We start from the raw sequence: 24,388 nt of genomic DNA, 5'->3' as shown, positions 1-24,388 counted from the left end.
CCGATCACCGACCGCACCTCGAGATTTCACCCGAAGGAGAGCCGATGTCATCCGATAAAGCCATTACCTTGGGCCTGGCTGGAACCGGCCGAATCGGAACCTTGCACACCGAAACCCTCGAGCGCCTCCCGAATGTCACCACCGTCGTCGTCGCCGACGCCGACACCGACCGGGCCCGCGCCACCGCCACCGCACTCGGCGTCGAATTCGCCCCCGACCTGGACAGACTCTTCGCCGCCGACCTCGACGGCCTCGTCATCGCCACCGCCACCGACTCCCACCCCGCCCTCATCATCCGCGCCGTCGACGCGGGCATCCCCGTCTTCTGCGAGAAGCCGGTAGCCGCCGACATCGAAGGCACTCGCACCGTCATCGACCACATCCGGCACTCCGCCGTCCCGGTCCAGATCGGGTTCCAACGCCGCTTCGACGCCGGCTACCGCGCCGCGCGTGCGGCCATCAGGTCCGGCGACCTCGGGTGGCTGCATACCCTGCGTGCCACCACCCTCGATCCGGCGCCACCGCCCGCCGAATACATCGCACGGTCGGGTGGGTTGTTCCGGGACTGCGGGGTGCATGATTTCGACATCATTCGGTGGGTGACGGGACGGGAAGTCACCGAGGTCTACGCGGTCGGCGCCAACCGCGGAGAGTCATTCTTCACCGACGCGGGCGACGTCGACACCGCCGCCGTCGTGCTGCGTCTGGACGACGGCGCCCTCGCCACCGTCTCCCTCACCCGATACAACGCGGCGGGATACGACGTCCGACTGGAAGCGTTGGGCTCCAAGGGAAACGCCATAGTCGGCCTGGACGACCGTTCACCGTTGTCGTCGGTCGAACCCGGCCACACCCCTTCCCCGCACCCCGCCTACCCCGGCTTCATCGAACGCTTCCGCCGCGCCTACACCGAAGAATTGGCCGCCTTTGTTTCCGTCGCGATCGGCGATCTCGACAATCCTTGTAGCCCCACCGACGCCCTCGAGGCGTTCTATATCGCCGAGGCTTGCGAGATATCGCGCAGGGAAGCACGGCCGGTCGAGGTAGCCGAAATTCGCTGAGGTTTCCGCTTCGCCGGTCGGCCCACCTACCGGCGACAAGCTCTGCGTCGACGAGGCGGTACAAGCCCTCGGCGACGTCGGGGGAAACCGGCAGCCGCCCGGCCGTCAGCTTCTACCGGCGGGGCTGATCGTAGGCGGCCATGATCTCCACGTCGGTTTTCGTCGCTGAGCAACCACGCCACCCTTCCCGTCCCGCGGCGTGTCCGTCGGACCGGAAGGCCCGGCTCAGCCGACGCGGATGATGCTCTTGCCGCGGGTCTGTCCGCCGGCCAGATCCGCGATCGCGGTCTCGACGTCGGACAACTCGTATTCGGCGGTGATGTCGATGCGCACCGACCCGTCGGCGACCAGGGCCAGGGCGCGGGCAGCGCTGTCTGCCAGCCGCTGCGGACGGGTCTGGCTTGCCAGGTTGCTGTTATAGGTGAGCAGGGATTGCCCGCGCATCAGCAGGTCGTTGGCGGACACGGTAACCGGTTCGAAGGTGGCGATGTTGCCGTAGACCACGATCCGTCCGTGCGCCGCCAGCCGCGCCAGGTTCGCGATGCGGGCCTGACCGCCGATCGGATCCAGGATCACGTCGAAGGACTCCTCACCCAGGGCGGCGGGGAACTCGTCGCAAGTCAGCACTGCACGCGAAAGTCATGATCACCACCCTCACCGCCACCGGCCGCGACCTGCTCGACCGCGCCTACCAGGAAGTCGTCGTGCTCGAACGTGCCCTCACCCACCGCTTCGCCCCCGACGAGCACGCACTGTTCTGCGAGTTCCTCGACCGTGCCACCGCCACCCTCGCCGAGCAGACACCCCCCACACACGCCAGCCGGTAACCCAGGCACACGCTGAGGAAAGCCGTGTCCACCAGCGTGTCAGCTCTCCTGTCCGCCAGCGGGGAGATCCACCTCGCCGCTGACGACAGAGGGAAGCCAATCTCGGTAGCTTGCCGGGAGCGCACCGCTACGAACCTCGAGGTCGGCACGCGCGCATGCGTAGAAATCATCGCGTCGCAGCGCCAGCTCCTTGTAGTAACGGTCGTAGGCGTCCTGATCGACCTCGTCTCCTCCAGTCGCCGAACTGAACTTCCAGGCAGCCTCATGCCACCTTCGTGCAGCGCTGACAGCTGCCGGAGACCCCAGTAAGAGCACTACTTCCCACTTGACCGTGCGTTCGGTGGACGCCTCCGCCAGCGCTCGACCACCGACATCGAGGTCGATCGGCTCGGAGTTCGTTGCGTACCCCCGTGCTGCTGCCAGCCGGTATGCCACCTGCACGTAGCTTTTGAGAGCACTCGCATATTCGATGTACGCGGTCAACCGCTTGTCGTCCCAACGTGTGTCGTGGCTCCGCCGCCACTTCGCACGCTCGGTGAACGTGGTCGCGGTGAACGTCGCGCCCGCACCGAGGACCACCCCGACAAGCGTGAGAAGCTGTTGCACTATTGGGCTCACGACCCCATTCTGCCTACCGCACAGGAAGATTGAGCCCAGACGCCGATGTTCGACGCTGCTCTATGGCGCCCTATGATCCAGCGCGGTGTCTCGCCAATGGGATTTCGCAATTGCGTGCGCCCATCACAGAACCGCCCACATCCAAGGTGCTCCGTAGCGCGCGAGCTAGAGTGGGACTGTAGTCATCACTCGATCGCCCGCTGAGCGCACAGGGCATCGTCCCGAAGAAGTTCATGGAGTTCCCGGACGGCTGGTGTGCGGCGCTGATCAGATCGCACCGCCGCAAGCACTTGCTCTCCTAGCCCCATGACGAACCGAGTCCGATGCTCGGTCGGCAAGCCGTCCAAGGTCATTGTCGCGTATCGGGTGCCCTGGCTAGGGTCTCCGCTGCGTACCAGGCACAGAGCACGTTGAAGCTCGATTTGCACGGGCCCGCGCCGACTGTGCGGCGGGTACAGATCGAGCGCCGCCAACTGCGCTTGCTCCGCCCGGCGGCTGTCGCCGAGGTGTGAGTAGACGAAGCTCTCTGCGAAGCGGACTCGTTCCTCGGGGTACGCCCAGCAGTGCCATCCGTGATCGTTGGTCATAGCGGAAGGCAATGGGTTGCTGTTGTACGCCAACGTGATTCGTGGGCATGGCGCTATGGGGACACACACGCTCTGCCCCCAAATCGTAAACCCGTGAGCCCGCAGCTACGCGCTTCGCCGCTCGAAACCGAAAGATCAGCCGAGATCCGGGGACCATGACACACTCCTTTTGTGGAGAGCGGGGCAGAGCTGGAGCTGCGTCAGATGATCTTCGATCAGCTGACGCGCAAGGTCGAAGAGAAGGGGTCGCTCACCCGAGATGAGCTAACCGACTTCACAGTCGGTGCCGAGACCTACCGGCTGATCGACCGCAACAAAGGGATTTGGAACCCCACCCGATTCGCGGCGACATTGTCAATCCTCTCCAAGCCCGACAGTCCTTACGACGATAAGGAAGTGGGTAAGTCTCTCTACGCCTATGCCTATCGGGACGGCAACGTCCAAGGCGACAACACAAAGCTGCGGCGCGCCTACGAATTGAAGCTGCCCATCATCCTGCTGAGATGGATCAGCATCGGTGCGGCCATTCGGTACGTACCGGTGTTTCCTGTCTACGTGATTGCGGACGACGAGAAGCGCCAACGATTCATCCTCGCGCTGGACGAAAGCCTCCGAGACGTAGCCGATCCGCTGAACCTGAAGCCGATCGAGCGAGCATACGCGCAACGCCTCACCAAGCAACGACTGCACCAGCCGGAGTTCAGAGGCCGGGTTCTCCTTGCGTACGACCATCGCTGTGCGGTGTGCGAGGTTGGCCATGCACAGCTACTCGACGCCGCTCACATCATCGGGGACAGCAAGGAGCATGGTGCGGCTGATGTCGACAATGGCCTGAGCCTCTGCAAGATCCACCATTCCGCTTACGACACGAACCTGATCGGCATCTCTCCCGAATACGAGATCCGCGTTGGCGCAAAGCTGATGCAAGATAGGCGCGAAGGAGCGATGCTGCGGCATGGACTGCAGGAGATTAACGGCAAGCACCTGGTCCTACCGCAACGGCGGAAGGACCATCCCTCAGCAGAACGGCTCGAGGAACGATTCACCGAATTCCAAGCAGCCGGCTGATCATCCGGCTATCAGATAACCGGAATTCTACTGCTCCACACCGGACCAGCCTCGAAAACTTGTTCAGACGCCGAACCTGACCCTAATTCGCCGCCGGTACCCGGAAATGACTGGGTTCCGCATCGGCTGGCACGGCACTCGCCGGGGTGAACGGCTCGACCAGCGAACGCAATTCGACAAGATGCCGGGCGTGTGCGTCGAGCGCTTGATCTTCCTCGGAGGCCGGCGTCCATTGCCGCGCGGCCAGCGCTTTTCCGTCGTTGTCCACCGCGACAACCACGGCGAGACCATGTGCGGCCAGCGCGGGTTCGTCGGAATAGGTGTCGGTGGAGGTCACGTGCACACTCATGTGCATGCTGCGCGGGCCGGTATGGATCAGCCGGGCGGTGACCTCGACGACGTGGCCGATGACGATCGGCCGGTAGAAGCGGATTCCGCCGAAGTAGGACGTGATGACGCGTTGTCCGGACCAATCGGCGCCGCACACGTAGGCGGCCTCGTCGATCCACCGCATCGTCCGGCCACCATGAACCTTGCCGCCCCAGTTGATGTCCGAGGGCGCTGCCAGGAACCGCAGCGTGGCGCTCGGCGCGGTGCCGGCGGCTGTGTAGCGCTGCGCGGCCATCGCCTCCTCGATGTGTTTGCGCACCGAAATCCTTGCCTGCGCTTGCCGATGCCGCTGCAGCTCGAGGATTGTTGTCGGATTCCATTGCGGCACTTCGACGGTGCGCCGATCGTCATCGACCGCGACGAAGATCGTGAGACATTGGGCCGACTGCACCGGCTTCACCCGCGTGGGATCGGTGGAATAGACGGTGACGAGGATATGCATGCTGGTGCGACCGGTGTGGACCAGATTCGCATGCAATTCGACCAGCTCACCGACCGCGATCGGCCGGTCGAGATGTATGTTGCCGACATAGGCCGTGACGCAGTAGCAGCCACTCCACTGGGCCGCCGCCGCGTAGGCGACCTTGTCGATCCATTCGAGAAGTTTGCCACCGTCGACGGATCCCACGATGCCGGCGTCGGCAGGTTTGACGAGAAAGCGGTGGATCGCCTCGGGACGCCGACCAGCCGAGGCCGGACTCGGGACGGTTGTGGTGGGGTCGAGATTCGTCGAGTTGGGCAAGGTTCACAATCCGTTCGGGCAGAGAATCTTCGTATACCTGACCCCGTTGTCTCGAAGAACCTTAGGCCCCCGCGCCACTACGAGCGAGTAACGAGCAGGCGCCCACCGCGACCCACTGTGCGGCCTTCTGCGATTCTTCGAATTCGCGGCTTCGTCCGGATCCGGCGCCGTTATGAGCTTCGGGTAGTGATCTGCTGCTGTGCGGTGGTGATGAGGGCGCGGGCCTGATCGCCGAAGACGGCGTGGTCGTAGAGTCCGGTCCAGGCTTTTTCGTAGAGCGTTAGTTCGGAGGGGGTGGTGATGGTGAGTTCGGCGCTGATCGTTTCGACGAGGGCGGTACGGCGGTCGAGCAGATCGAATGAGGTAGTGGTGTAGATGAATCCGGTGCCGGCCGGGACGACGCCGAGGATGAGGCGGGGGTTGCCGAATCCGGTGTCGAGCAGATGCTGGAGTTGGTCGGTCATGACGGTGGTGTCGCCGACGTGGGTGTGGAGGGCGGACTGGTCGACGAGCTGCACGAGTCGGTGGTCGCCTCGGCGCAGCACGCGCTGGCGGGCCAGGCGCGCGGCTACGGCTTCGTCGAGGTCGTCGTGCGTGCCGAGGAACCGAATACACTGGGCGAGAACGGCTTTCGCGTAAGGCTCGGTCTGCAGCAGGCCGGGGATGAGCACCATGCTGTAGGTGCGCAGCGAGCGGGCGCGCCCCTCGAGGTCTGCGCCGCGACGCTGACGGCGGGCGTGCCCTCCGGCGGTGATCCGCCGCCATTCCTGCCATTGGGCATCAACGTTCTGGAGGGCCGCGACGAGGTCGGGTAGCGCGAGTTCGGCGTCGCACAGCCGGCACCACACCTCGAGATCGTCGCGACTGGGGCGTTGTTTGCCGAGCTCGACGCGGGACGTTTTCGACCAGTGCCATCCGGCGGCGGTGGAGAATGCGCGTCCGTCCAAGCCCTTGGCGCGGCGTAGTTCGCGCAGTCGGGCGCCGAGAGCTTGGCGGGCACGATCAACCCCGGTCGCGGTCATGGGAACCTGCCGAGGAGGTAGTCCTCGTAGGGGATTGCCGCCGCCCACACGCGGTCACGGATCGCGATCGCGGCGCGCAGCTGGCGCGGCTCGCTGGTGGTGGCCGCGCCGATCCAGCGGCCGCGCTCGTCGAACAGGCTGTAGGCGACAGTGTGAGTATCCAGCAGCCAGAAGTCCTCGGCGACAGCGTCATCCGGGTCTGCCCGGGCGCGCGTGAGGTAGCGCAAATCTTCACCGGCATCGACGTTGTAGCGGCCAAGGGCAAGGAGGTAGCGGGTGTAGGTGGTGTGCGGGACGGTGACGATGCGGGCTCGGCGCACTGCGACGCCACGCCCGGTCATCGCCCGCACCTGCCGCGTCCAAGGGGTGAACCAGTCGCCGCCGGGGTCGCGGGCTTCGTTGTCTCGCCAGGCGGCGAAAGACTCGGTCTCGGTCTCCGCGTCGTAGTCGTCTGCGGTTTCGAGATGGAACGCCAGCTGCTCGGCGCGGCCGAGCAGCTGATCGAAGCGTTCACCCGGCTCGATGCGGATCATCCGGGGTCACCTCTCGCGCGATCGGCACTTCCACCGCCGCCTCATGCCCGGGGATCTTCATCGTCGCTAGTGCTTCCGGGTCGATGACCGGCGCGCCGGTAAGCAGGAACGTGCCGTGCCCTGTGTCGACGAGCCCGGCCACAGCCGTGCCCGGCTCGGTGTGGACCAACAGCCGGTGCGGGATCTCGACCTGATCGCTGCGGTCGGTCTTCCACCCCTGGACGGCGAAAGTGTCGCGGTCGGTGGCATATAGCCGCGGTGAGCCTTGCCCGCCGGACGGACCGCCGAGGAATCGAACCTGCATGATAAGGGCTCCCTTATAGCGCGTTGTGTGCATGGATATCGCACTCATCGTGGCGGGAGCATAGGCCGATGTCACCGGTGCGCGCACTTTCACGCACTCGGCTGGCCTCCGGTCGGGGTCGCCCCGTACGGTCCGACAGGCACCCCGGACCGGTTGCGTGTACGGGCACGGTGTCGCGTCCACGAGGCGGACGCGACAGGTCCGGCGAAAGCCCGGCCCCGGGTCGCCACCCGTCGACGGAGGGAGCGTGGCCGTGCTGGACCTGCTGCTCGTGATCACGCTGGGCGTGCTGCTCGGAGGCATCGTCGGCTGGTGTACCGCCCTCGGCCGCACCGACGTGGCGACAACCGGCCGGGATAAGCGATGACCCGCCGGATCGCGGTCGGCTACATGCTGGCCCACGCCACCCCCGCGCGGCAAAGCTACGCCGAGCAACGCATCCGATCCGTGGCCTGCAAGCACGGCTTCCAGTTGGTGCGCACCGTCGTGATCGGCCCCCGCATGGACCGGCCGATCGGGCGCCTGCTGGATGCCATCGATTGCCTGCACGCCGCCGCGGCCGCGAGAGGTCGGCCGAAGCCGAGCGTCCTGGTCATCACCCCCGACCTGGAGCACGTCGACAAACGACCTGCCACCATCTGCCAGGTCGCCGACCTGCTTACCGTGCACCCTGAACGGCTGTGGACTCGCGAACGCTCCAGCGGCCAGGCCATCCCGGTCGACCTGTAGTCGCCGCGCCTGTTCGACCAGTTCCACCAGAACCGGCCTGTTCGGCAGTAGCTAGCAGCCATTCGGCATGACTGGCCCGGTACCTCACAGGTGCCGGGCCGTAGTCATGTGACGCCCTCGAACACTCCGATTCCGGAGCGGGCTACCGTGCGTGGACAGCCTGAGAATCAGGCAGCTCAGGATCGGGCGATCGCACGTTCTCGTACGACCACTCAACGAGCAGATGCCATCTCATGCAGCGCCCCGAGGAGGTCGCGGTCACGATTGAAACCGCGCTCGGTGATCAGGAGAACCGCAGCCTCAGCTTGCTCTACATCGCCGTCCGAGGCTGCCTCCAGCAGTCCACGCAGATCGGCAAGGTCCTGGGGGCGTGAAATATCGTCTCGAGCGAGCAATTTGAGCGCGATCAGGTGACCGGTGGTCGCAACCCGCAACGTAAGGCCGGGCACGATCTCCAGGTTCTCGGCTGCGCGCACGATCTCCGGCTCAATTCCTGAACTGGCGAACAAAAGATCGACCAGGACCGGTACGCCATCCGTGTTCCGCTTAAGTCGGATGGTGGCCAGCCTTCCGTTGTCGTGCTCTACCGATGCATAGAAGCCATAGCCCTCGGAGATAAGCCGGCGAACCAAATCCTCAGCGGCGCGATCATCTTCGACCGCTACTGCGAGATCGATATCGTGAGTGAACCGCGGTGCGGATCGCGCTGAAACGGCGAATCCCCCGACCAGCGCCCAACCATAGCCGAGGCGGCCGAGATCCGCCGTGGCGCGCCGAAGCGCCGCTTCGAGTTGGTTCATGCGAACCGCGACGAGGGGTGCCCCACCGCGTCGCCGAGCGGTGCACCTGGGCGAGAGAGAAGCCAGTCATGAACGGCTTCCTCGATTTCCGCCTCCGTTGCGTCAGCATGCTCTCTGCGGATTCGCATACGCTGCATGCGCACGCCGAAGTCATACATCTCGAAGGCAAGGCGCAACCGCTGACCTGGCGTTTCTTCCGGCACGACCCCAGCCTACCGCCTTCCACCGTGGCCACGGGAAGGCCAGGAAGGCCCGTTCCTTCTCGGGAACGGGCCTTCCAGACGTGTGCGCCGCAAGCGCGAAGGTGAAACCTCAGGCGGTTTCGGTGATCGGACGATCCACCCAGCTCATCAGTCCGCGCAGCTTGGCGCCGGTAACCTCGATCGGGTGCTCGGCGTTCTGCTTGCGCAGCGCCTCGAGCTCCTTGTTACCGCCCTCGACATTGGCGACGAGGCGCTTGACGAAGCTGCCGTCCTGGATGTCCTTCAGGATGTCCTGCATGCGCTTCTTGGTGTCGGCGTCGATGACGCGGGGGCCCGACAGGTAGCCACCGAACTCGGCGGTGTCGGACACCGAGTAGTTCATACGCGCGATGCCGCCCTCGTACATCAGGTCGACGATCAGCTTGAGCTCGTGCAGCACCTCGAAGTAGGCCATCTCCGGCGCGTAACCGGCTTCGACCATGACCTCGAAACCGGTCTTGACGAGTTCCTCGGTACCACCGCAGAGCACGGCCTGCTCACCGAACAGGTCGGTCTCGGTCTCTTCCTTGAAGGTGGTCTTGATGACGCCCGCGCGCGTGCCGCCGATGCCTTTGGCGTAGGACAGCGCAAGCGCTTGGCCCTCGCCCTTCGGGTCCTGGTCGATGGCGATCAGGGCGGGAACGCCCTTGCCGTCGACGAACTGGCGGCGCACGAGGTGGCCGGGGCCCTTCGGCGCGACCATGCCGATGGTGACGTTGGCCGGCGGCTTGATCAGTCCGAAGTGGATGTTGAGGCCGTGGCCGAAGAACAGTGCGTCGCCGTCCTTCAGGTTCGGCTCGATGTCATTGGTGAAGATCGACGCCTGCGCGGTGTCGGGCGCGAGCACCATGATGACGTCTGCCCACTCGGAGACCTCGGCCGGAGTGCCGACGGTCAGGCCCGCCTCTTCGGCCTTCGGACGCGACTTCGAACCCTCCGCGAGGCCGACCCGGACCTCGACGCCGGAGTCGCGCAGGCTCAGCGAGTGCGCGTGGCCTTGGCTGCCGTAGCCGATGACAGCGACCTTGCGGCCCTGGATGATCGACAGGTCGGCGTCGTCGTCATAGAACATCTCGACTGCCACTGTGGTTGGTTTCCCTTCTGGAGGATCGTCCCCGCGGGAGCGGGGGCACACCGTGCTTGACGCAGGTGATGGGTTTGTACTGTTTCGGATCAATCGGATCCCCCGCGCGTACGCGGGGAGCGCCGTACGCCGACCGTAGATCGAAGCCAGACTAGCGCGTCGCCGTGGTAGCGGGTCCTCGTGTCCGGGGACCGTGCGACCTAGCGCGTCGCCGTGATCGACTTCGGACCGCGGCCGACGGCCACCACGCCGGACTGCACGATCTCTCGCACGCCGTACGGTTCGAGCATGCGCAGCAGCGCGTCGAGCTTGGACCGTGTGCCGGTCGCCTCGACGGTGAGCGCGTCCGGGGACACGTCGATCACCTTGGCGCGGAACAGCGTGACGGCCTCGATCACCTGCGTCCGCACGCTGGCGTCGGCGCGCACCTTCACCAGGATCAGTTCGCGAGCCACCGAGCTGTCGGCGTCCTGCTCCACGATCTTGATGACGTTCACCAGCTTGTTGAGCTGCTTGGTGACCTGTTCGAGCGGCAAGTCCTCGACGGTGACGACGATGGTCATGCGCGAGACCTCGGGCAGCTCGGTGCCGCCGACCGCCAGCGACTCGATGTTGAAGCCGCGCCGGGAGAACAGGGCAGCGACGCGCGCCAGCACGCCCGGCTTGTCCTCGACGAGAACGCTGAGGGTGTGGGTGGTACTCATCCGTCCGTTCACCTGTTCTTCTCGTGCGCCATCGCCGCGTCGATGACGGCGGGCTCGACGGCCTCCTCGTCCTCGTCGAACAACGGGCGGATGCCGCGAGCGGCCATGATCTCGTCGTTGCTGGTGCCCGCGGCGACCATCGGCCACACCTGCGCGTCCTTGCCGACGATGAAGTCGATCACCACGGGGCGGTCGGTGATGGACTGGGCCTCCCGGATGGCGGACTCTACGTCCTCTTCGCGCTCGACCCGGATGCCATGGCAGCCGAGGGCTTCCGCGAGCTTCACGAAGTCGGGGATGCGCAGGGTGTGCGTGCCCAAGTCGGTGTTGGAGTAGCGCTCCTGGTAGAACAGCGTCTGCCACTGCCGGACCATGCCGAGGTTGCCATTGTTGATCAGCGCGACCTTGATCGGGACGCCCTCGACCGCGCAGGTGGCCAACTCCTGGTTGGTCATCTGGAAACAGCCGTCACCGTCGACCGCCCACACCTCGGAATTCGGCATACCCATCTTGGCGCCCATGGCGGCCGGGACGGCGTAGCCCATGGTGCCGAGACCGCCGGAGTTCAGCCAGGTGCGCGGCTTCTCGTACTTGATGAACTGGGCGGCCCACATCTGGTGCTGGCCGACACCCGCGCAGTAGATCGCGTCGGGACCGGCCAGGCGGCCCAACGCCTCGATGACGAACTCCGGCGACAGCGACCCATCGGCGGGCGGGGTCCAGCCCAGCGGGTACGCGGCGCGGATGCCATCGAGGTAGGTCCACCACTCGTCCAGCGACAGCAGCGGCGCGTCGCCCAACGCCGGATCGGCCTTCAGCGTCTCGATCAGCTCGACGATCACCTCGCGGCAGTCGCCGACGATCGGGACGTCGGCGTGCCGGTTCTTGCCGATCTCGGCCGGGTCGATATCGGCGTGGATGACCTTGGCGCCGGGGGCGAAGGAATCCAGCTGGCCGGTGACGCGGTCGTCGAAGCGGGCGCCGAGGGTGATCAGCAGATCCGACTTCTGCAGTGCCCCAACCGCGCCCACGGTACCGTGCATGCCTGGCATGCCCATGTTCAGCCGGTGGCTGTCCGGAAAGGCGCCGCGCGCCATCAGCGTGGTGACCACCGGGATGCCGGTCAGTTCGGCCAGCTCCAGCAGCTCGGACGAGGCGTCGGCCTTGATCACGCCGCCGCCGACGTACAGCACCGGCGCCTTGGATCCCATGATCATCCGCGCGGCCTCGCGCACCTGCTTGCCGTGTGGTTTGGTGACCGGACGGTAGCCGGGGAGCCGCATCTCCGGCGGCCAGCTGAAGGTGGTCTGCGCCTGCAGCACATCCTTGGGAATGTCGACGAGCACGGCGCCGGGGCGGCCGGACGCGGCGATATAGAACGCCTCCGCGATGATTCTCGGGATGTCGACGGCCTCGGTGATCAGGAAGTTGTGCTTGGTGATCGGCATGGTGATGCCGGAGATGTCGGCTTCCTGGAACGCGTCCGTGCCGATCAGGCTGCGGCCGACCTGGCCGGTGATGGCCACGATCGGGACCGAGTCCATCTGCGCGTCGGCGATCGGGGTGACCAGGTTGGTCGCGCCGGGACCGGAGGTGGCCATGCACACACCGACCTTGCCGGTGGCCTGCGCGTAACCGGTTGCCGCGTGGCCGGCGCCCTGCTCATGCCGGACGAGGACATGCCGCACCTTGGAGTCGAACAGCGGGTCGTACAGCGGGAGGATCGCACCGCCTGGAATGCCGAATACTGTGTCGACGCCGAGCTCCTCGAGCGACCGGACGACCGACTGCGCACCGGTGACCCGCTCGGGCGGGGCCTGGCGGCGGTGGGCCGCGGACGTCGCGTTGGCAGCGGGCGATGCCTGCTGATTCGCCGAAGGCGCTGGCCTGCGGGCTGAAGGCCCGGGCCGTGCGGTAGGTGCGCTCACCGTCTTCGTTCCTTACTGGTAGTCGTTATGACCCCGGATTTTGTGCCTCGCGGCGCGGGACGGACGACATCCAGCCCTCGTAAAGAGCGCCTGGACGGCCGTCCGGCCAGCGCAAACGCGTGTCTTGCGCCTCGCCATGTCGAACAATTATCCGAACATAAAAAAGCCCCCGTCAGCACAGGGCTGAACGAGGGTGGCGCGTCGCAACGCGAGCTGACGTATTCGACTCAGAGTGTCAGGCTCAACGCTGGACGCGCCGGCCGATTACGAGCAACTCGTTTCGGTTCACGCGCACGACGTTAAGCGGGCGTGAACCCAAGAGTCAAACAGATGACCTATGGCGTCCCATTATGTGGGACAGTGCGGTTGCTTGTGTCCGTTCACCAGGATGCGAGGATGGTGGTGTGTCATCACCGCATCAGTCCGTGCCACCTACTGAATCGTCCCATACGCCCGCCGTGGGAGCGGAGACGGGTAGCGCCCCGACCACTCGTGTGATCCGCATCCCACGACTTGCCTTCCTCGGCGTATTCATCCTGCTGATGTGCGTATTCTTCCCGTTCGTCGGCTGGCCGGCCGGGCTCTGGTGGCTGTTGCTGATCCCCGTGGTCGTGCTGGTATGGGTGCTGCGGACACAGACCTCCATATCGGACGCGGGACTGGACCTACGGACGCTGTCGGGATCCCGCCATCTGGATTGGGCACAGGTCAAGGGTGTGCGGATCCCGAAGCGTGGATACGTGCTCGCCGATCTGACCGACGGCACCGAAGTGAAGTTGCCCGCGGTGAGCTTCGACCGGTTGCGCGATCTGGTGGCGGCGTCCAACGGGCGGATTCCGAATCCGTTCGCAGGGCCGGAGGAGGCTGACGAGCCTGAGGAGGCCGGCTCCACCGTCGAGCCCGCAGCCGAGGAAGCGGCCGAGTCCGCTGCGACCACGGCCGTGGTCGCGGAGGACGAACCGAGGACCAACGGGGTCGCGAAGACTTCCGAAACCGAGAACGCCGAGACCCCGGGCGGCGATAAGAACCCATAAGGCCGTACGGGCCGCCAGGGCGCGGAGCATCGCGACCGTCAGCAGCGTCACATGGCGGAACATCTTCCGACGGTAGCGAGTTGCGGTCAGGTGATGGGATGATCTCGTCGGGAGCACCGATCCTCGTTCTCACCCATCGCCCGTCGACGGTCCGGCACCTCCGGCACCACCGTCAGCGCCGACCACACCCCCATCGGCGACTCATCGAAACCCGGGCTGACACCGAGAGACCTACCGCATGGCTGCCGCACGGGCGACGCGACCGGCAGGGAGACGCACCCACCCGCGGAGTAACGTGGGAGCGCCGCCGAGCAAACTCTGCGCAGTCGCAATGAGCGCTTGGACGCACGTCTTCCGGCCACCGAACAAAGCGCTTGGCCGGACGTCCGGCCACCGCAAAGAGCGCTTGGACGGACGGACGTCCGGCCACCGCACAACAGCCCCCGCGACCCGAGGACCATCGAAATGCCACCGCTTCGTTCCCGAACCACGACCATCGGCCGCAATGCCGCGGGTGCCCGCGCGCTTTGGCGGGCCACCGGTATGACCGACTCCGACTTCGGCAAGCCGATCGTCGCGATCGCGAACTCCTACACCCAGTTCGTGCCCGGCCATGTGCACCTGAAGAACGTCGGCGAGATCGTGGCCGACGCGGTGCGCGCCGCCGGTGGGGTACCGCGCGAGTTCCACACCATCGCCGTCGACGACGGCATCGCCATGGGCCACGGCGGCATGCTCTACTCGCTGCCCTCGCGCGAGATCATCGCCGACTCGGTGGAATACATGGTGAACGCGCACACCGCCGACGCTCTGGTGTGCATCTCGAACTGTGACAAGATCACGCCGGGCATGTTGAATGCCGCCATGCGCCTGAACATTCCGACGGTGTTCGTCTCCGGCGGGCCGATGGAGGCGGGCAAAGCCGTGGTCGTGGGCGGTGTCGCGCAGGCGCCGACCGACCTGATCACCGCGATCTCCGCGAGCGCGAATCCGGCGGTGTCCGAAGAGGGTTTGAGCGAGGTCGAGCGTTCCGCGTGTCCGACCTGCGGCTCGTGTTCGGGCATGTTCACCGCGAACTCCATGAACTGCCTCACCGAGGCGCTGGGCCTCGCACTGCCCGGCAACGGCTCCACGCTGGCGACGCACGCCGCCCGCCGGGCATTGTTCGAGAAGGCGGGCACTGTCGTGGTGGACATCGCCAATCGCTGGTACCGCGCGGACGATGCCTCGGTGCTGCCGCGAAACGTGGCAAATGCCAAGGCTTTCCGAAACGCGATGGCGCTGGACGTCGCGATGGGCGGCTCGACCAACACCGTGCTGCACACGCTGGCCGCCGCGCAGGAAGGTGAGATCGACTTCGATCTGCATACCATCGAGGAGACCAGCCGCCGGGTGCCCACCCTGTCGAAGGTGTCGCCCAACTCCGACTATCACATGGAGGATGTGCACCGGGCCGGCGGCATCCCCGCCATCCTGGGCGAGCTACGTCGGGCCGGTCTGCTGGAAACCGACGTCACCACGGTGCACACCAAGAGCTTCGACGAGTGGCTCGACACCTGGGACATCCGCTCCGGCAAGGCCTCCGAGGAAGCCCTCGAGCTGTTCCACGCCGCGCCGGGCGGTGTGCGCACCACCGAGCCATTCTCCACCGAGAATCGCTGGTCGTCACTGGACACCGATGCCGAAGGCGGCTGCATTCGCGACCTGGAGCACGCCTACACGAAGGAGGGCGGTCTTGTCATTTTGCGTGGCAACGTCGCTCCCGACGGCGCGGTGCTGAAGACCGCGGGCATCGATGAGGAGCTGTTCTCCTTCCAGGGCCCCGCGGTCGTCGTGGAGTCGCAGGAAGAGGCCGTGTCGGTCATCCTCGGCAAGAAGATCCAGCCCGGCGACGTGATCGTCGTCCGCTACGAGGGTCCCTCGGGCGGCCCCGGCATGCAGGAGATGTTGCACCCCACCGCTTTCCTGAAGGGCTCGGGGCTCGGCAAGCAGTGCGCGCTGATCACCGACGGCCGTTTCTCCGGCGGCACCTCGGGCCTGTCGATCGGCCACATCTCCCCCGAGGCGGCGAGCGGCGGCGTCATCGGCCTGGTGGAGAACGGCGACCAGATCCGCATCGACGTCACCACACGGACGCTCGAGGTCCTCGTCGACGACGCCGTCCTCGCCGAGCGCCGCGCGAAAATGGACACCTCCGAACGCCCTTGGCAGCCGGTCAACCGCGATCGTCCGGTCACCACCGCCCTCCGCGCCTACGCCGCGTTGGCGACCTCGGCCGACAAGGGTGCCGTCCGCCGCATACCGTAACGCGAAAAATAGCTCCGCCGACACGGACGGCCTCCTCATGCCTGGTATGAGGAAGCCGTCCGCCAACGAAGAGTGGCCGTGCGGGAAGGGCACCGCTACTTCGAGCCACGGCAGGCCCCTTTCCAGCCACGTCCGCACGGTTAGCGGTGTGCGTCGATCGGACGGCAACCAGTCTTTTGCCGATGTGCTGCCAGGCATGGCTCGTGGTAGTTCGCGCGGGCGTGGGAATGCCCGTGCCCGGCCTCATGTTGACTGCGAGCGAGCGCAATACCCGCCGACGGACTCGATACCGAGGAGAAACTCTTGCCCGAGAAGGTATCCGCCAATCAGCAGATCCGATTACTCCGGTTCGAACGCGGCGGGACCGAACTCACAGCGGCGATCCGCGACGGCGACGGCGAACCTCTTGTTCTGCTGCCCGGTGTCATGGCCGACGCGGCGACGTGGCTGGCCGTCGTCGATCACATCGACCTGCCCAATCCCGTCGTGACGATCAATCGGCGCGGACGCATTCCTAGCGGACCGCTCGGCGACCGCTACTCGATACGCGTCGAGATCGATGACCTGCACCGGATACTGGATGAAATCGAGGGCGAGGTGGACCTGTTCGGGTGGAGCTATGGGGGACTCATCGCTCTGGAGACGGCAACCGAACGACAAGGGATCCGCTCACTCATCACCTATGAACCGGTCACAAGCCCGTTCGCCCCAGAGGCGGTCGCACCGCTACGAGATGCCATCGAGCACAACGACCTGGACCGCGCTGTCGAGATCGTCAACACCGACGTCTCGGGCTTTTCGGCGGAATACTTAGCCGATCTGCGCAACAGCCCGGCGTGGCCGGTTCTGCGCCCACTGGCCGCTCCTCTTGCCGAGGAACTGGCGGCCATCAACGACTACCGGCCACGCCTGGCGAAATACCGACACCTGACCATGCCGGTCACGCTCCTACTCGGTGAACTCAACGAAGACACCCCGCCCTACGGAACAGCGTTCGCGCCTATTGCCGCGGCGTTACCGCAAGCCGAAATCGTCCGCATACCCGGCCAGGGACACCTTGCTCACGCTCAGGCACCAGATGTCCTGGCCCGGCATATCGCCGCCGCAGTGACCGCCCAGTCGATGTCGCGCCCATCACGCAGCTGACTATTTCTGGCTGCGGGTATGGGTGAGCCGGTAGGAGTCGGTGCCGGTCTCGATGATGTTGCCGCCCGAAGGTCAAGCGATCGACGATTGCGGCGCAGAGCCTGGGGTCGGTGAACGTCTTCGGCCACGATGAGAAGCTCTCGTTCGAGGCGATCGCGACGCCGGCCTTCTCCTCGAGGCGGGAGCACTCAGTCGAAGGGCTTGATGCCGATGAGCGGGTTGCCGCCGTGTAGGTACCAGAAGGTGCCTACCGCGGCGGCTATAGCGAGCAGGAGGACGACGAAGGAGCCCGCGGAGGGGCGGGTGGCCCAGCCGCGGTTGCGGTCGAAGGACCAGCGGCCGGGGCCGGTCAGAATGATGACGGCGGAGATGCCCGCGAGGATGCTCTCCAGTTCGACCGAGCCGGGGCCCGCTTTGTACTGGAATCCGGAGGCCATGCCCTGCTTCGAGCCCCATGCGTCCAGGATCACCGCGAGGACCGCGCCCGCGGCCAGCGGCGTCGCCAGGCCGAGGACAAGCAGCGCGCCGCCGCCGACCTCGCCGGCCGTGACCAGGATGGTCGACACCGTCGGTCGGTCCCACCCGCTGAACTCCATCATGTCGCGGGTCCCGTCCAGGCCAGGGCCGTGGAACCAGCCGGTGAGCTTCTGCAGCCCGTGGTAGAGGAAGGTGCCACCGACTACCAACCGCAACAGGAACAAGCCGAGATCGAGTGTGCCACGGCGGTCCTCGTCGGTGCGCCGACGCAGCCTGCCGGTGTCGTTCGGCGGGTTCGGGGCAGGCGGGATGCTCGCGTACCCGTAGGACGCGGGCGCTTTGGCTCTTTCGCCCGGTGTCGGGACCTCCGGGTCGAGCCCGAGTTCGTCGTCGGTGCGCGGGACATCCTTGGTGAGCAAGGGGCGCTGGGACGGATCCACCGGAGGGAACTGCTCGGTCGGCGAATCGAACGGGCTGCTCACTCCTCGACCGGTGGACGACGCCGCCGACTGAGGGGCCGTGGACGGCGTGGCGTCCTCGACCCGCGAAGGTTCGGGGGTGTCTTTCGGCTTGTCGGTCACGGCCAACACCCTATGCCGCGGCGCGCTACCGCGGGGCGTGTGCGAGGCACGGCGTGTCAGTGCGCGCGCAACACCCCCCGGCGCGGGCGCGCGTGACGGTATTTCCGTAACGTCTGAGCTATGAGTTTGGTTGTCGTGGGCCGCGTCGCGGCGAGCTTGGCGCTCGGCTCCGCCCTGTTGACCGGTTGCGCCCGGTTCGACGATTCGGCGTCCAGCCCGTTCACGCCGGAACCGACATTGCACGGGGCCGAAATCGACCCGAAGAAACCGAGCCAGCCACCCACCTCGACCACCCGGCCGAGCGGGCCGTGCATCGATCCGGACCCGGCGGTGGTGGCCACCTGCCTGGATACCACTGGCGGGCTGGTCATCCTCGGCGACGGCGCCCTGGTCGCGGAGCGACGGACCGGACGCATTCTCAAGGTGGCCCCGGAGCAGCAACCAGTGGAGATCGCCGAACTGGACGTGGACGGTTCGACCGACGGCGGGCTCAGCGACATCGCACTCTCCCCCACCTATCGGGAAGACGGGCTGATGTACGCCTACATCACCACTGCCAGCGACAACCGGGTGGTCCGCATCGCGGAGGGCGGTCCGCCGAAGGACATTCTGACCGGAATCCCGAAGGGCTCCAGCGGAAATCGTGGCGCGATCGAGTTCGCCTCGCCCGACCAGATGCTCGTGCTGACCGGTAACGCGGGCGACCCGGGTGCCGCGGCCTCCACCTCCTCGCTCGCGGGCAAACTGCTGCGTGTGAACTCTCCGGCAGCAGGCCGTACGCCGGCTCCCGAGATCGCCGTCTCCGGTATCGGGATCGTCGGGGACGTATGCCACGCCGGCGCGGACAGCATCTGGATCACCGACCGCACCCCCACCGAGGACCGGCTGCAGCGGGTCGACGGCGCGGGCGCGGTCACCACCGCATGGACCTGGCCCGACCGGCCCGGTGTCGCCGGTTGCGCGGCAGCCGTCGACGGTGTCGCGATCTCGCTGACCCGCGCGAAAGCCCTCGCCATCGCGGCCGCGGACCCGAATACCCATGCGGTCACCGCGGCGCCGACCTTGCTGGCGCAGGATAAGTACGGGCAGCTCGGCGGCGCGGCGGCCGGCGCCGACGGCACCGTCTGGGTAACCACGGTCAACAAAACCGACGGACAGCCGGGCCCGTTCGACGACCGCGTCGTCCGCATCCCACCGCCACAGGCCGGTGGCGGCGGACCGGACTGAGCTCGATGTGCGATGTTCGATTGGCAGTGCCGCAGGCGCTGCAAATTAAACACAGCAAGCGAGCACCAGCTCGCGGACCCGGGCGGCGTCGGCTTGGCCCCGGGTCGCCTTCATGACGTCGCCGACGATCTTGCCCGCCGCCTGCACCTTGCCGGAGCGGATCTTGTCGGCGATGTCGGGGTTGGCGGCGAGGGCCTTTTCGACCTCGGCCTGCAGGGCGCTGTCGTCGCTGACCATGCCGAGACCCTTGGCCTCGACGATCTGCGCCGGGTCGCCCTCTCCGGCCAGCACGTAGTCGACGACCTGCTTGGCGACCTTGTTGTTGACCGTCTTGGCCTCGACCAACGTGATCACCTCGGCGACCTGAGCCGGGCTGATCGGCAGGTCCTCCAGCGCCACGTCGCGCTCCTTGGCCTTCTCGGTGAGGTAGGCGACCCACCAGGAGCGCGCTTCGTTGGCCGGAGCGCCCGCGTCGACGGTCGCGATGATGAGGTCGAGCGCGCCCGCGTTGACCAGGTCGCGCATCACCTCGGCGGACAGGCCCCACTCGGACTGGATGCGGGCGCGGCGCAGCCACGGGTACTCGGGGATGGTGCCGCGCAGCTGTTCCACCCAATCCGCCGCGGGCGCGACCGGCTCCAGGTCGGGTTCCGGAAAGTAACGGTAGTCCTCGGCGGTCTCCTTGCGACGTCCCGGCGAGGTGCTGCCGTCGGCCTCGTGGAAGTGCCGGGTCTCCTGAACGATCGTGCCGCCGCCTGCGAGAATCGCCGCCTGGCGGCGCATTTCGAAACGCACCGCCACCTCGACACTCCTGAGCGAGTTGACGTTCTTGGTCTCGGTGCGGGTGCCGAATTCCGTCGCGCCGACCGGCATCAGCGAAACGTTCGCGTCGCAGCGCAGCGAGCCCTGTTCCATCTTGACGTCGGACACGCCGAGTGCCTTCAGCAGATCGCGCAAAGCGGTCACGTACGCCCGCGCCACCTCGGGAGCGCGCTCCCCCGCACCGGTGATCGGCTTGGTGACGATCTCGATCAGCGGAACGCCCGCCCGGTTGTAGTCCAGCAGTGAGTGGCTGGCGCCGTGGATGCGGCCGGTCGCGCCACCGACGTGCACCGACTTGCCGGTGTCTTCCTCCATGTGCGCGCGCTCGATCTCCACACGGAAAACGCTTCCGTCGTCGAGTGCCACGTCCAGGTGCCCGTTCGTGGCTATCGGCTCGTCGTACTGGGAGATCTGGTAGTTCTTCGGCTGATCCGGGTAGAAGTAGTTCTTGCGGGCGAACCGGCCCCACGGGGTGATCGAGCAGTTCAGCGCGAGCCCGATCCGGATCGCGGACTCGACGGCCTTCTCGTTCACCACCGGCAGCGAGCCCGGCAGACCGAGGCACACAGGGCAAACTTGAGTGTTGGGCTGTGCACCGAACTCGGTCGGGCAACCACAGAACATCTTCGTCGCGGTGGACAGCTCGACATGGACCTCCATGCCGAGCACCGGCTCGAACCGGGAGAGGACATCCGAGTAATCCATCAGGTCGACCGTGGGTGCGCTCATGGCCATCAGTCTAGGTAAGCGCTCCCGCTGTTTCGCAGGGGCTCTCGGCGTCTGGAGGCGAAGCGCTACTTCGTCGGAACCCGCTGGTGGAGCCAACCGGTGACGTAGGTCAGCACCTCCGGGGAGATGGTCGTTTCGATCGAACGGTACTCGCCGGGGAGGCCGGTTTCGGTGGGCTGCATCAGGTGGTTGAGTCCCGGGAAGACGTAAACGGTCGCGTCCGGGTCTGCGGCGAGGTGGTCGCGCATCGGCTGCTCGCTCTGAGCGGCCGGCACCTGCAGGTCTTTGCCGCCGAAGAACGCGAGCACGGGGACGCGCAGGGCGGTCAGGGCGGGAGCGGGATCGTAGGCGACGAGGGCCGCCAGGTTCGGCGTGATCTCGGCGCCTACCTGGTCCGCAGGGCGCCGCTGGTCGGCAGGGAGGGACTCGTTGTACTTGCGAGCCTGTTCCTTGGCACCCGCCATGTCGCCCACCTTCAGCAGGGCGGCCACCTCGATGGTCTGGCGCAGCTGGGTATCCGCCTTTTCGGCGGGCGTGCCGTTCGCGGCGGCGATCAGGCGGGTCTGTTCGACGAGCACATCCGAGCCGGGGACGCCTGGACCGGCCATGAGGACGACGAACGCGACGCCGCTGTCCGAACGTGAGGCGACAAGCGGCGCGAGGTAGCCGCCCTCGCTGTGGCCGAAGAGTCCGACCCGGCCCGGGTCGATGTCCGGGCGGGCGCGCAGGTAGCTCACGCCCGCAGCGGCATCGTTGGCCAGATCCGTGTAATTCGCGTCGTCCAGCTTGCCGCCGGTACTGCCGACGCCGCGGTCGTCGGTGCGCAGCACGGCGTAGCCCGCGCGGGTGAATGTGTCGGCCAGCAGCAGGAACGGCTTGTGGCCCATGAGTTCCTCGTCGCGGTCCTGCGGGCCGCTTCCGGTGATCATCAGGATGGCGGGGAACGGGCCGGTGCCCTGGGGCTCGGTCAGCGTGCCCGCGATGGTGATGTCGCCGCTGCGGTAGGTGACGTCCTCGGACTTGTACTCGAACGGCGGCTTCGGCTCCTGCGGACGCGCGAGTGCGGCGACCTTGCCGCGTCGCAGCGCCAGCGGGAAGCTCTGGCCGGCCTGCGTGAAATCCCCAGTGATCCGGTCGGGTCCGGACTCGTACTTGCCGCGGAACACCGGATCGCCCGGGATGTCGGGAATCGCGAACGACACTCCGTTGCGATCGGAGTTGACGTCCTTCAGCTGCGCGCCCGTCACTCCCTGTACCGGGATATCGATGGTGGCCGTCCCGTCAGCGTGGAAACTCACTCCGACCTGGAGCGGCTGACCGGGGACCTCGATGGCGCCATGCCAGTCGCCGGTGATCGGATCGGGCGGATTCGACTCCGAGCACCCGGCCACCAATGCGGCAATCACGAACAGAGCCAACGCGATCAGTCGCCCACTGCGCATGTTGCCACAGTACCGACGATTCGAACCGGCTCGGACTATTCGCCGCGCGCGTACCGCACGGCCGCGGCGACGGCTGCCATGTCGATATCCAGGCCCGGATCTCGCTCCTGCGCCTCGCGAAACTCCAGAAGCGCGTCGTCGACGGTAGTCTGCCTGGCGAGCCGCACCAGTTCGTGGCGCACGTACTGCCCGAGCGGCAGCCCGGCGGAGCGCGCGCGGCGGCCGAAGACGCCCAGCACGTCGATGGGCAGGTCGTAGACCTCGAAAAGCGCCACGGCGTCCCCGTCGATCTCCGGCTCCAGATTGTGTCCCTCGGACTCCAGAAACTCCACGACCGTGTCGTCGGACGTGCGCCGCCGGGCCAGCGCGATCAGCTCCCGGCAGATGTAGTCCGGTAGCGGGAGCCCGGCCGCGCGCGCACGGCGGCGCAGCACGTCGATGGCGGAATCCGGCAGGTCGTGCACGTGGAGGTCAGCCATACCGATGAGGATAGCGGGGACGCCGTGGTCCATTCGCTCGCTTGTCATCGAGCCGGTCCTCGCCGAAGACAGCGTCCACCTGTACCCGTTCCTCGGCACTGGAGCCCGCGCCGCCAAAGCGAGCGAACCGTCGCTTCAGCTCGGAGGTAGTGAGCCCATACGTCGGAGACAACGGCCGCAGCTCACCCACAGGACGACCATTGCGGGGTAATGATGAAGTCTTCGCCCGCCTCGAGTGCATCCATAACATCGGCACTTCCGTTGCACAGTTCGGCTTGGCTAATGGTCTTGGTCACGACTCCTGGATAGCACCAGAAACTGTGCCCCGCTGGGATCCCACACCTGGACAGCGCCGCGCTATCCAAAGAACGCCTCTGCCTCGCGATACCGCTCCGCGGGTACCCGCTTGAGCTGCTTGGTGGCTTCCGACAGCGGAACGAGATCGATGGTGGTGCCGTGCAGCGCGACCATCTGGCCGAAGTGGCCTGCGTGCACCGCCTCGGCGGCGTGCAGGCCGAAACGGGTGGCCAGCACGCGGTCGTAGGGGGTCGGGCTGCCGCCGCGCTGCACATGACCGAGCACGGTGGTGCGCACTTCCTTGCCGATGCGCCGTTCGATCTCCACGCCGAGCTGCTGGGCGACGCCGGTGAAACGCTCGTGGCCGAATTCGTCGATACCGCCCTCGCGCAACGTGAAGCCGGAATCCGGCGCCGGGTGCGAGCCCTCGGCGACAACGCAGATGAAATGCTTGTCGCCGCGCTGGAACCGCCGCTTGATCATGCCGCACACCTCGTCCACGTCGAACGGGACCTCAGGCACAAGGGTGAGGTGCGCGCCCGCCGCCATGCCCGCGTTGATCGCGATCCAGCCCGCGTGGCGGCCCATCACCTCGACGAGCATCACGCGCTGGTGCGATTCCGCCGTGGTGTGCAGCCGGTCGATCGCCTCACTGGCGATGCTCAGCGCGGTGTCGTGGCCGAAAGTGACGTCGGTGCAGTCGATGTCGTTGTCGATGGTCTTCGGGACGCCGACCACCGGGACTCCCTCGTCGGCCAACCAGCTCGCGGCGGTGAGGGTGCCTTCGCCGCCGATCGGGATCAGTGCTTCGATGCCGTTGTCGTCCAGGGTTTGTTTGATCCGGCCGAGGCCCGCCAACAGCACGTCGGGATTGGTGCGGGCGGTGCCGAGGATGGTGCCGCCCTTGGTCAGCAGACGGTCGGTGCGGTCGTCGTTGTGGATCTGGATCTTTCGGTCTTCCAGTAGGCCGCGCCAGCCGTCCTCGAAGCCGACGATCGCGTCTCCGTAGCGGCCGTTCGCGGTGCGAACGACGGCGCGGATGACCGCGTTCAGTCCTGGGCAGTCTCCGCCTCCGGTCAAGACTCCGATGCGCATGGCCGATATCTTGCCCCCTATGTCCGATCCAGGCAGCCTCGCCCCCATGAACGCCGAGTAACAGCGGCCTGTCCGATGCCCAGCAGACGGCCGCCTCGCCGTTTACGGGTGCG

General features: G+C 66.6%; 25 protein-coding genes and 1 pseudogene. 8 read left to right on the top strand and 18 right to left on the bottom strand.

The features are described from left to right. Nucleotides 1-44 precede the first annotated feature (44 nt). The gene (locus AB0H00_RS10630; protein WP_357264113.1) at nt 45-1,061 is read left to right on the top strand and encodes a Gfo/Idh/MocA family oxidoreductase; all 1,017 of its coding nucleotides are present in this window, start codon (nt 45-47) and stop codon (nt 1,059-1,061) included. 225 nt (nt 1,062-1,286) lie between these two features. On the opposite strand, the gene AB0H00_RS10625 is transcribed toward AB0H00_RS10630, so the two are convergent. Further along, entirely contained in the window at nt 1,287-1,688 is a 402-nt protein-coding gene (locus AB0H00_RS10625) for a zinc-binding dehydrogenase (RefSeq protein WP_357264110.1), read from the bottom strand. Nucleotides 1,689-1,702: 14 nt separating this feature from the next. Between AB0H00_RS10625 and AB0H00_RS10620 the strand changes: the two genes are divergently transcribed. Beyond that, nucleotides 1,703-1,888 (top strand): hypothetical protein, encoded by a 186-nt coding sequence (locus tag AB0H00_RS10620; RefSeq protein ID WP_357264107.1) that lies wholly within the window; start codon nt 1,703-1,705, stop codon nt 1,886-1,888. A gap of 39 nt (nt 1,889-1,927) precedes the next feature. Here the strand turns inward: AB0H00_RS10620 and AB0H00_RS10615 are convergent, their stop codons facing one another. Together AB0H00_RS10615 and AB0H00_RS10610 are read right to left on the bottom strand one after the other, a co-directional pair. Further along, the gene (locus AB0H00_RS10615; RefSeq protein WP_357264104.1) at nt 1,928-2,506 is read right to left on the bottom strand and encodes a hypothetical protein; all 579 of its coding nucleotides are present in this window, start codon (nt 2,504-2,506) and stop codon (nt 1,928-1,930) included. A gap of 185 nt (nt 2,507-2,691) precedes the next feature. Next, the gene (locus AB0H00_RS10610; RefSeq protein WP_357264102.1) at nt 2,692-3,093 is read right to left on the bottom strand and encodes a hypothetical protein; all 402 of its coding nucleotides are present in this window, start codon (nt 3,091-3,093) and stop codon (nt 2,692-2,694) included. 171 nt (nt 3,094-3,264) lie between these two features. Here AB0H00_RS10610 and AB0H00_RS10605 point away from each other — a divergent pair, with 171 nt between their 5' ends. Then, nucleotides 3,265-4,161 carry an HNH endonuclease gene (locus AB0H00_RS10605; RefSeq protein ID WP_357264099.1) on the top strand — a complete coding sequence of 299 codons (897 nt, stop codon included), beginning with the start codon at nt 3,265-3,267 and terminating at the stop codon, nt 4,159-4,161. Nucleotides 4,162-4,243: 82 nt separating this feature from the next. On the opposite strand, the gene AB0H00_RS10600 is transcribed toward AB0H00_RS10605, so the two are convergent. The 4 genes from AB0H00_RS10600 to AB0H00_RS10585 form a co-directional block, all read right to left on the bottom strand. Further along, nucleotides 4,244-5,293 (bottom strand): hotdog domain-containing protein, encoded by a 1,050-nt coding sequence (locus tag AB0H00_RS10600; RefSeq protein ID WP_357264096.1) that lies wholly within the window; start codon nt 5,291-5,293, stop codon nt 4,244-4,246. Between the two features lie 170 nt (nt 5,294-5,463). Continuing rightward, nucleotides 5,464-6,315 (bottom strand): helix-turn-helix transcriptional regulator, encoded by an 852-nt coding sequence (locus AB0H00_RS10595; RefSeq protein ID WP_357264093.1) that lies wholly within the window; start codon nt 6,313-6,315, stop codon nt 5,464-5,466. Further along, nucleotides 6,312-6,848: a DUF6879 family protein gene (locus AB0H00_RS10590; protein WP_357264090.1), complete on the bottom strand. Its 537-nt coding sequence runs from the start codon at nt 6,846-6,848 to the stop codon at nt 6,312-6,314. Before AB0H00_RS10590 ends, AB0H00_RS10595 begins: the two co-directional genes overlap by 4 nt. Beyond that, on the bottom strand, nt 6,826-7,152 hold the full coding sequence (locus AB0H00_RS10585; protein WP_357264087.1) for a hypothetical protein: 327 nt from the start codon (nt 7,150-7,152) through the stop codon (nt 6,826-6,828). Before AB0H00_RS10585 ends, AB0H00_RS10590 begins: the two co-directional genes overlap by 23 nt. A gap of 363 nt (nt 7,153-7,515) precedes the next feature. Between AB0H00_RS10585 and AB0H00_RS10580 the strand changes: the two genes are divergently transcribed. Continuing rightward, complete coding sequence (locus tag AB0H00_RS10580) at nt 7,516-7,881, top strand: hypothetical protein (protein WP_357264084.1); 366 nt, start codon at nt 7,516-7,518, stop codon at nt 7,879-7,881. Between the two features lie 212 nt (nt 7,882-8,093). On the opposite strand, the gene AB0H00_RS10575 is transcribed toward AB0H00_RS10580, so the two are convergent. The 5 genes from AB0H00_RS10575 to AB0H00_RS10555 form a co-directional block, all read right to left on the bottom strand. Further along, nucleotides 8,094-8,681: a nucleotidyl transferase AbiEii/AbiGii toxin family protein gene (locus AB0H00_RS10575; protein WP_357264082.1), complete on the bottom strand. Its 588-nt coding sequence runs from the start codon at nt 8,679-8,681 to the stop codon at nt 8,094-8,096. Beyond that, nucleotides 8,678-8,884, bottom strand: coding sequence for a hypothetical protein (locus tag AB0H00_RS10570; RefSeq protein ID WP_357264079.1), 207 nt, complete (start codon nt 8,882-8,884; stop codon nt 8,678-8,680). Before AB0H00_RS10570 ends, AB0H00_RS10575 begins: the two co-directional genes overlap by 4 nt. 109 nt (nt 8,885-8,993) lie before the next feature. After that, entirely contained in the window at nt 8,994-9,995 is a 1,002-nt protein-coding gene (ilvC, locus tag AB0H00_RS10565) for a ketol-acid reductoisomerase (RefSeq protein WP_357264383.1), read from the bottom strand. Nucleotides 9,996-10,207: 212 nt separating this feature from the next. After that, complete coding sequence (ilvN, locus tag AB0H00_RS10560) at nt 10,208-10,711, bottom strand: acetolactate synthase small subunit (RefSeq protein ID WP_357264076.1); 504 nt, start codon at nt 10,709-10,711, stop codon at nt 10,208-10,210. A gap of 8 nt (nt 10,712-10,719) precedes the next feature. Further along, a complete protein-coding gene (locus tag AB0H00_RS10555; RefSeq protein ID WP_357264074.1) occupies nt 10,720-12,639 on the bottom strand; it encodes an acetolactate synthase large subunit in 1,920 nt (639 codons plus the stop codon). 458 nt (nt 12,640-13,097) lie between these two features. On the opposite strand from AB0H00_RS10555, the gene AB0H00_RS10550 reads away from it, so the two are divergent. The 3 genes from AB0H00_RS10550 to AB0H00_RS10540 all read left to right on the top strand — a co-directional run bounded on the left by AB0H00_RS10550 (nt 13,098) and on the right by AB0H00_RS10540 (nt 17,126). Next, nucleotides 13,098-13,673: a PH domain-containing protein gene (locus AB0H00_RS10550; RefSeq protein WP_357264071.1), complete on the top strand. Its 576-nt coding sequence runs from the start codon at nt 13,098-13,100 to the stop codon at nt 13,671-13,673. 465 nt (nt 13,674-14,138) lie between these two features. Next, complete coding sequence (gene ilvD / locus AB0H00_RS10545) at nt 14,139-15,980, top strand: dihydroxy-acid dehydratase (protein WP_357264068.1); 1,842 nt, start codon at nt 14,139-14,141, stop codon at nt 15,978-15,980. A 303-nt stretch (nt 15,981-16,283) separates the two neighbouring features. Continuing rightward, the gene (locus AB0H00_RS10540; RefSeq protein ID WP_357264065.1) at nt 16,284-17,126 is read left to right on the top strand and encodes an alpha/beta hydrolase; all 843 of its coding nucleotides are present in this window, start codon (nt 16,284-16,286) and stop codon (nt 17,124-17,126) included. Here AB0H00_RS10540 and AB0H00_RS10535 read toward each other — a convergent pair. Together AB0H00_RS10535 and AB0H00_RS10530 are read right to left on the bottom strand one after the other, a co-directional pair. Beyond that, nucleotides 17,127-17,301, bottom strand: a pseudogene (locus AB0H00_RS10535) (ATP-binding protein); the annotation flags it as partial. It lies immediately after the preceding gene. Nucleotides 17,302-17,314: 13 nt separating this feature from the next. Continuing rightward, nucleotides 17,315-18,184: a DoxX family protein gene (locus AB0H00_RS10530; protein WP_357264062.1), complete on the bottom strand. Its 870-nt coding sequence runs from the start codon at nt 18,182-18,184 to the stop codon at nt 17,315-17,317. Between the two features lie 120 nt (nt 18,185-18,304). On the opposite strand from AB0H00_RS10530, the gene AB0H00_RS10525 reads away from it, so the two are divergent. Continuing rightward, the gene (locus tag AB0H00_RS10525) at nt 18,305-19,411 is read left to right on the top strand and encodes a PQQ-dependent sugar dehydrogenase (protein WP_357264059.1); all 1,107 of its coding nucleotides are present in this window, start codon (nt 18,305-18,307) and stop codon (nt 19,409-19,411) included. A gap of 45 nt (nt 19,412-19,456) precedes the next feature. Here the strand turns inward: AB0H00_RS10525 and gatB are convergent, their stop codons facing one another. The 4 genes from gatB to AB0H00_RS10505 form a co-directional block, all read right to left on the bottom strand. After that, entirely contained in the window at nt 19,457-20,962 is a 1,506-nt protein-coding gene (gatB, locus tag AB0H00_RS10520) for an Asp-tRNA(Asn)/Glu-tRNA(Gln) amidotransferase subunit GatB (protein ID WP_357264056.1), read from the bottom strand. A gap of 65 nt (nt 20,963-21,027) precedes the next feature. Continuing rightward, nucleotides 21,028-22,404, bottom strand: a complete 1,377-nt coding sequence (locus AB0H00_RS10515; protein WP_357264053.1) for an alpha/beta fold hydrolase — start codon at nt 22,402-22,404, stop codon at nt 21,028-21,030. A gap of 35 nt (nt 22,405-22,439) precedes the next feature. Further along, on the bottom strand, nt 22,440-22,883 hold the full coding sequence (locus AB0H00_RS10510) for a hypothetical protein (protein WP_357264050.1): 444 nt from the start codon (nt 22,881-22,883) through the stop codon (nt 22,440-22,442). 357 nt (nt 22,884-23,240) lie between these two features. Beyond that, nucleotides 23,241-24,275: an ATP-dependent 6-phosphofructokinase gene (locus tag AB0H00_RS10505; RefSeq protein ID WP_357264047.1), complete on the bottom strand. Its 1,035-nt coding sequence runs from the start codon at nt 24,273-24,275 to the stop codon at nt 23,241-23,243. Between the last annotated feature and the right edge of the window lie 113 nt (nt 24,276-24,388).

Source organism: Nocardia sp. NPDC023852 (assembly GCF_040639505.1).
Classification (GTDB): Bacteria; Actinomycetota; Actinomycetes; order Mycobacteriales; family Mycobacteriaceae; genus Nocardia.
Note: the sequence above shows the minus strand (reverse complement) of the source record. Positions and strands in the feature narration are given on the sequence as shown.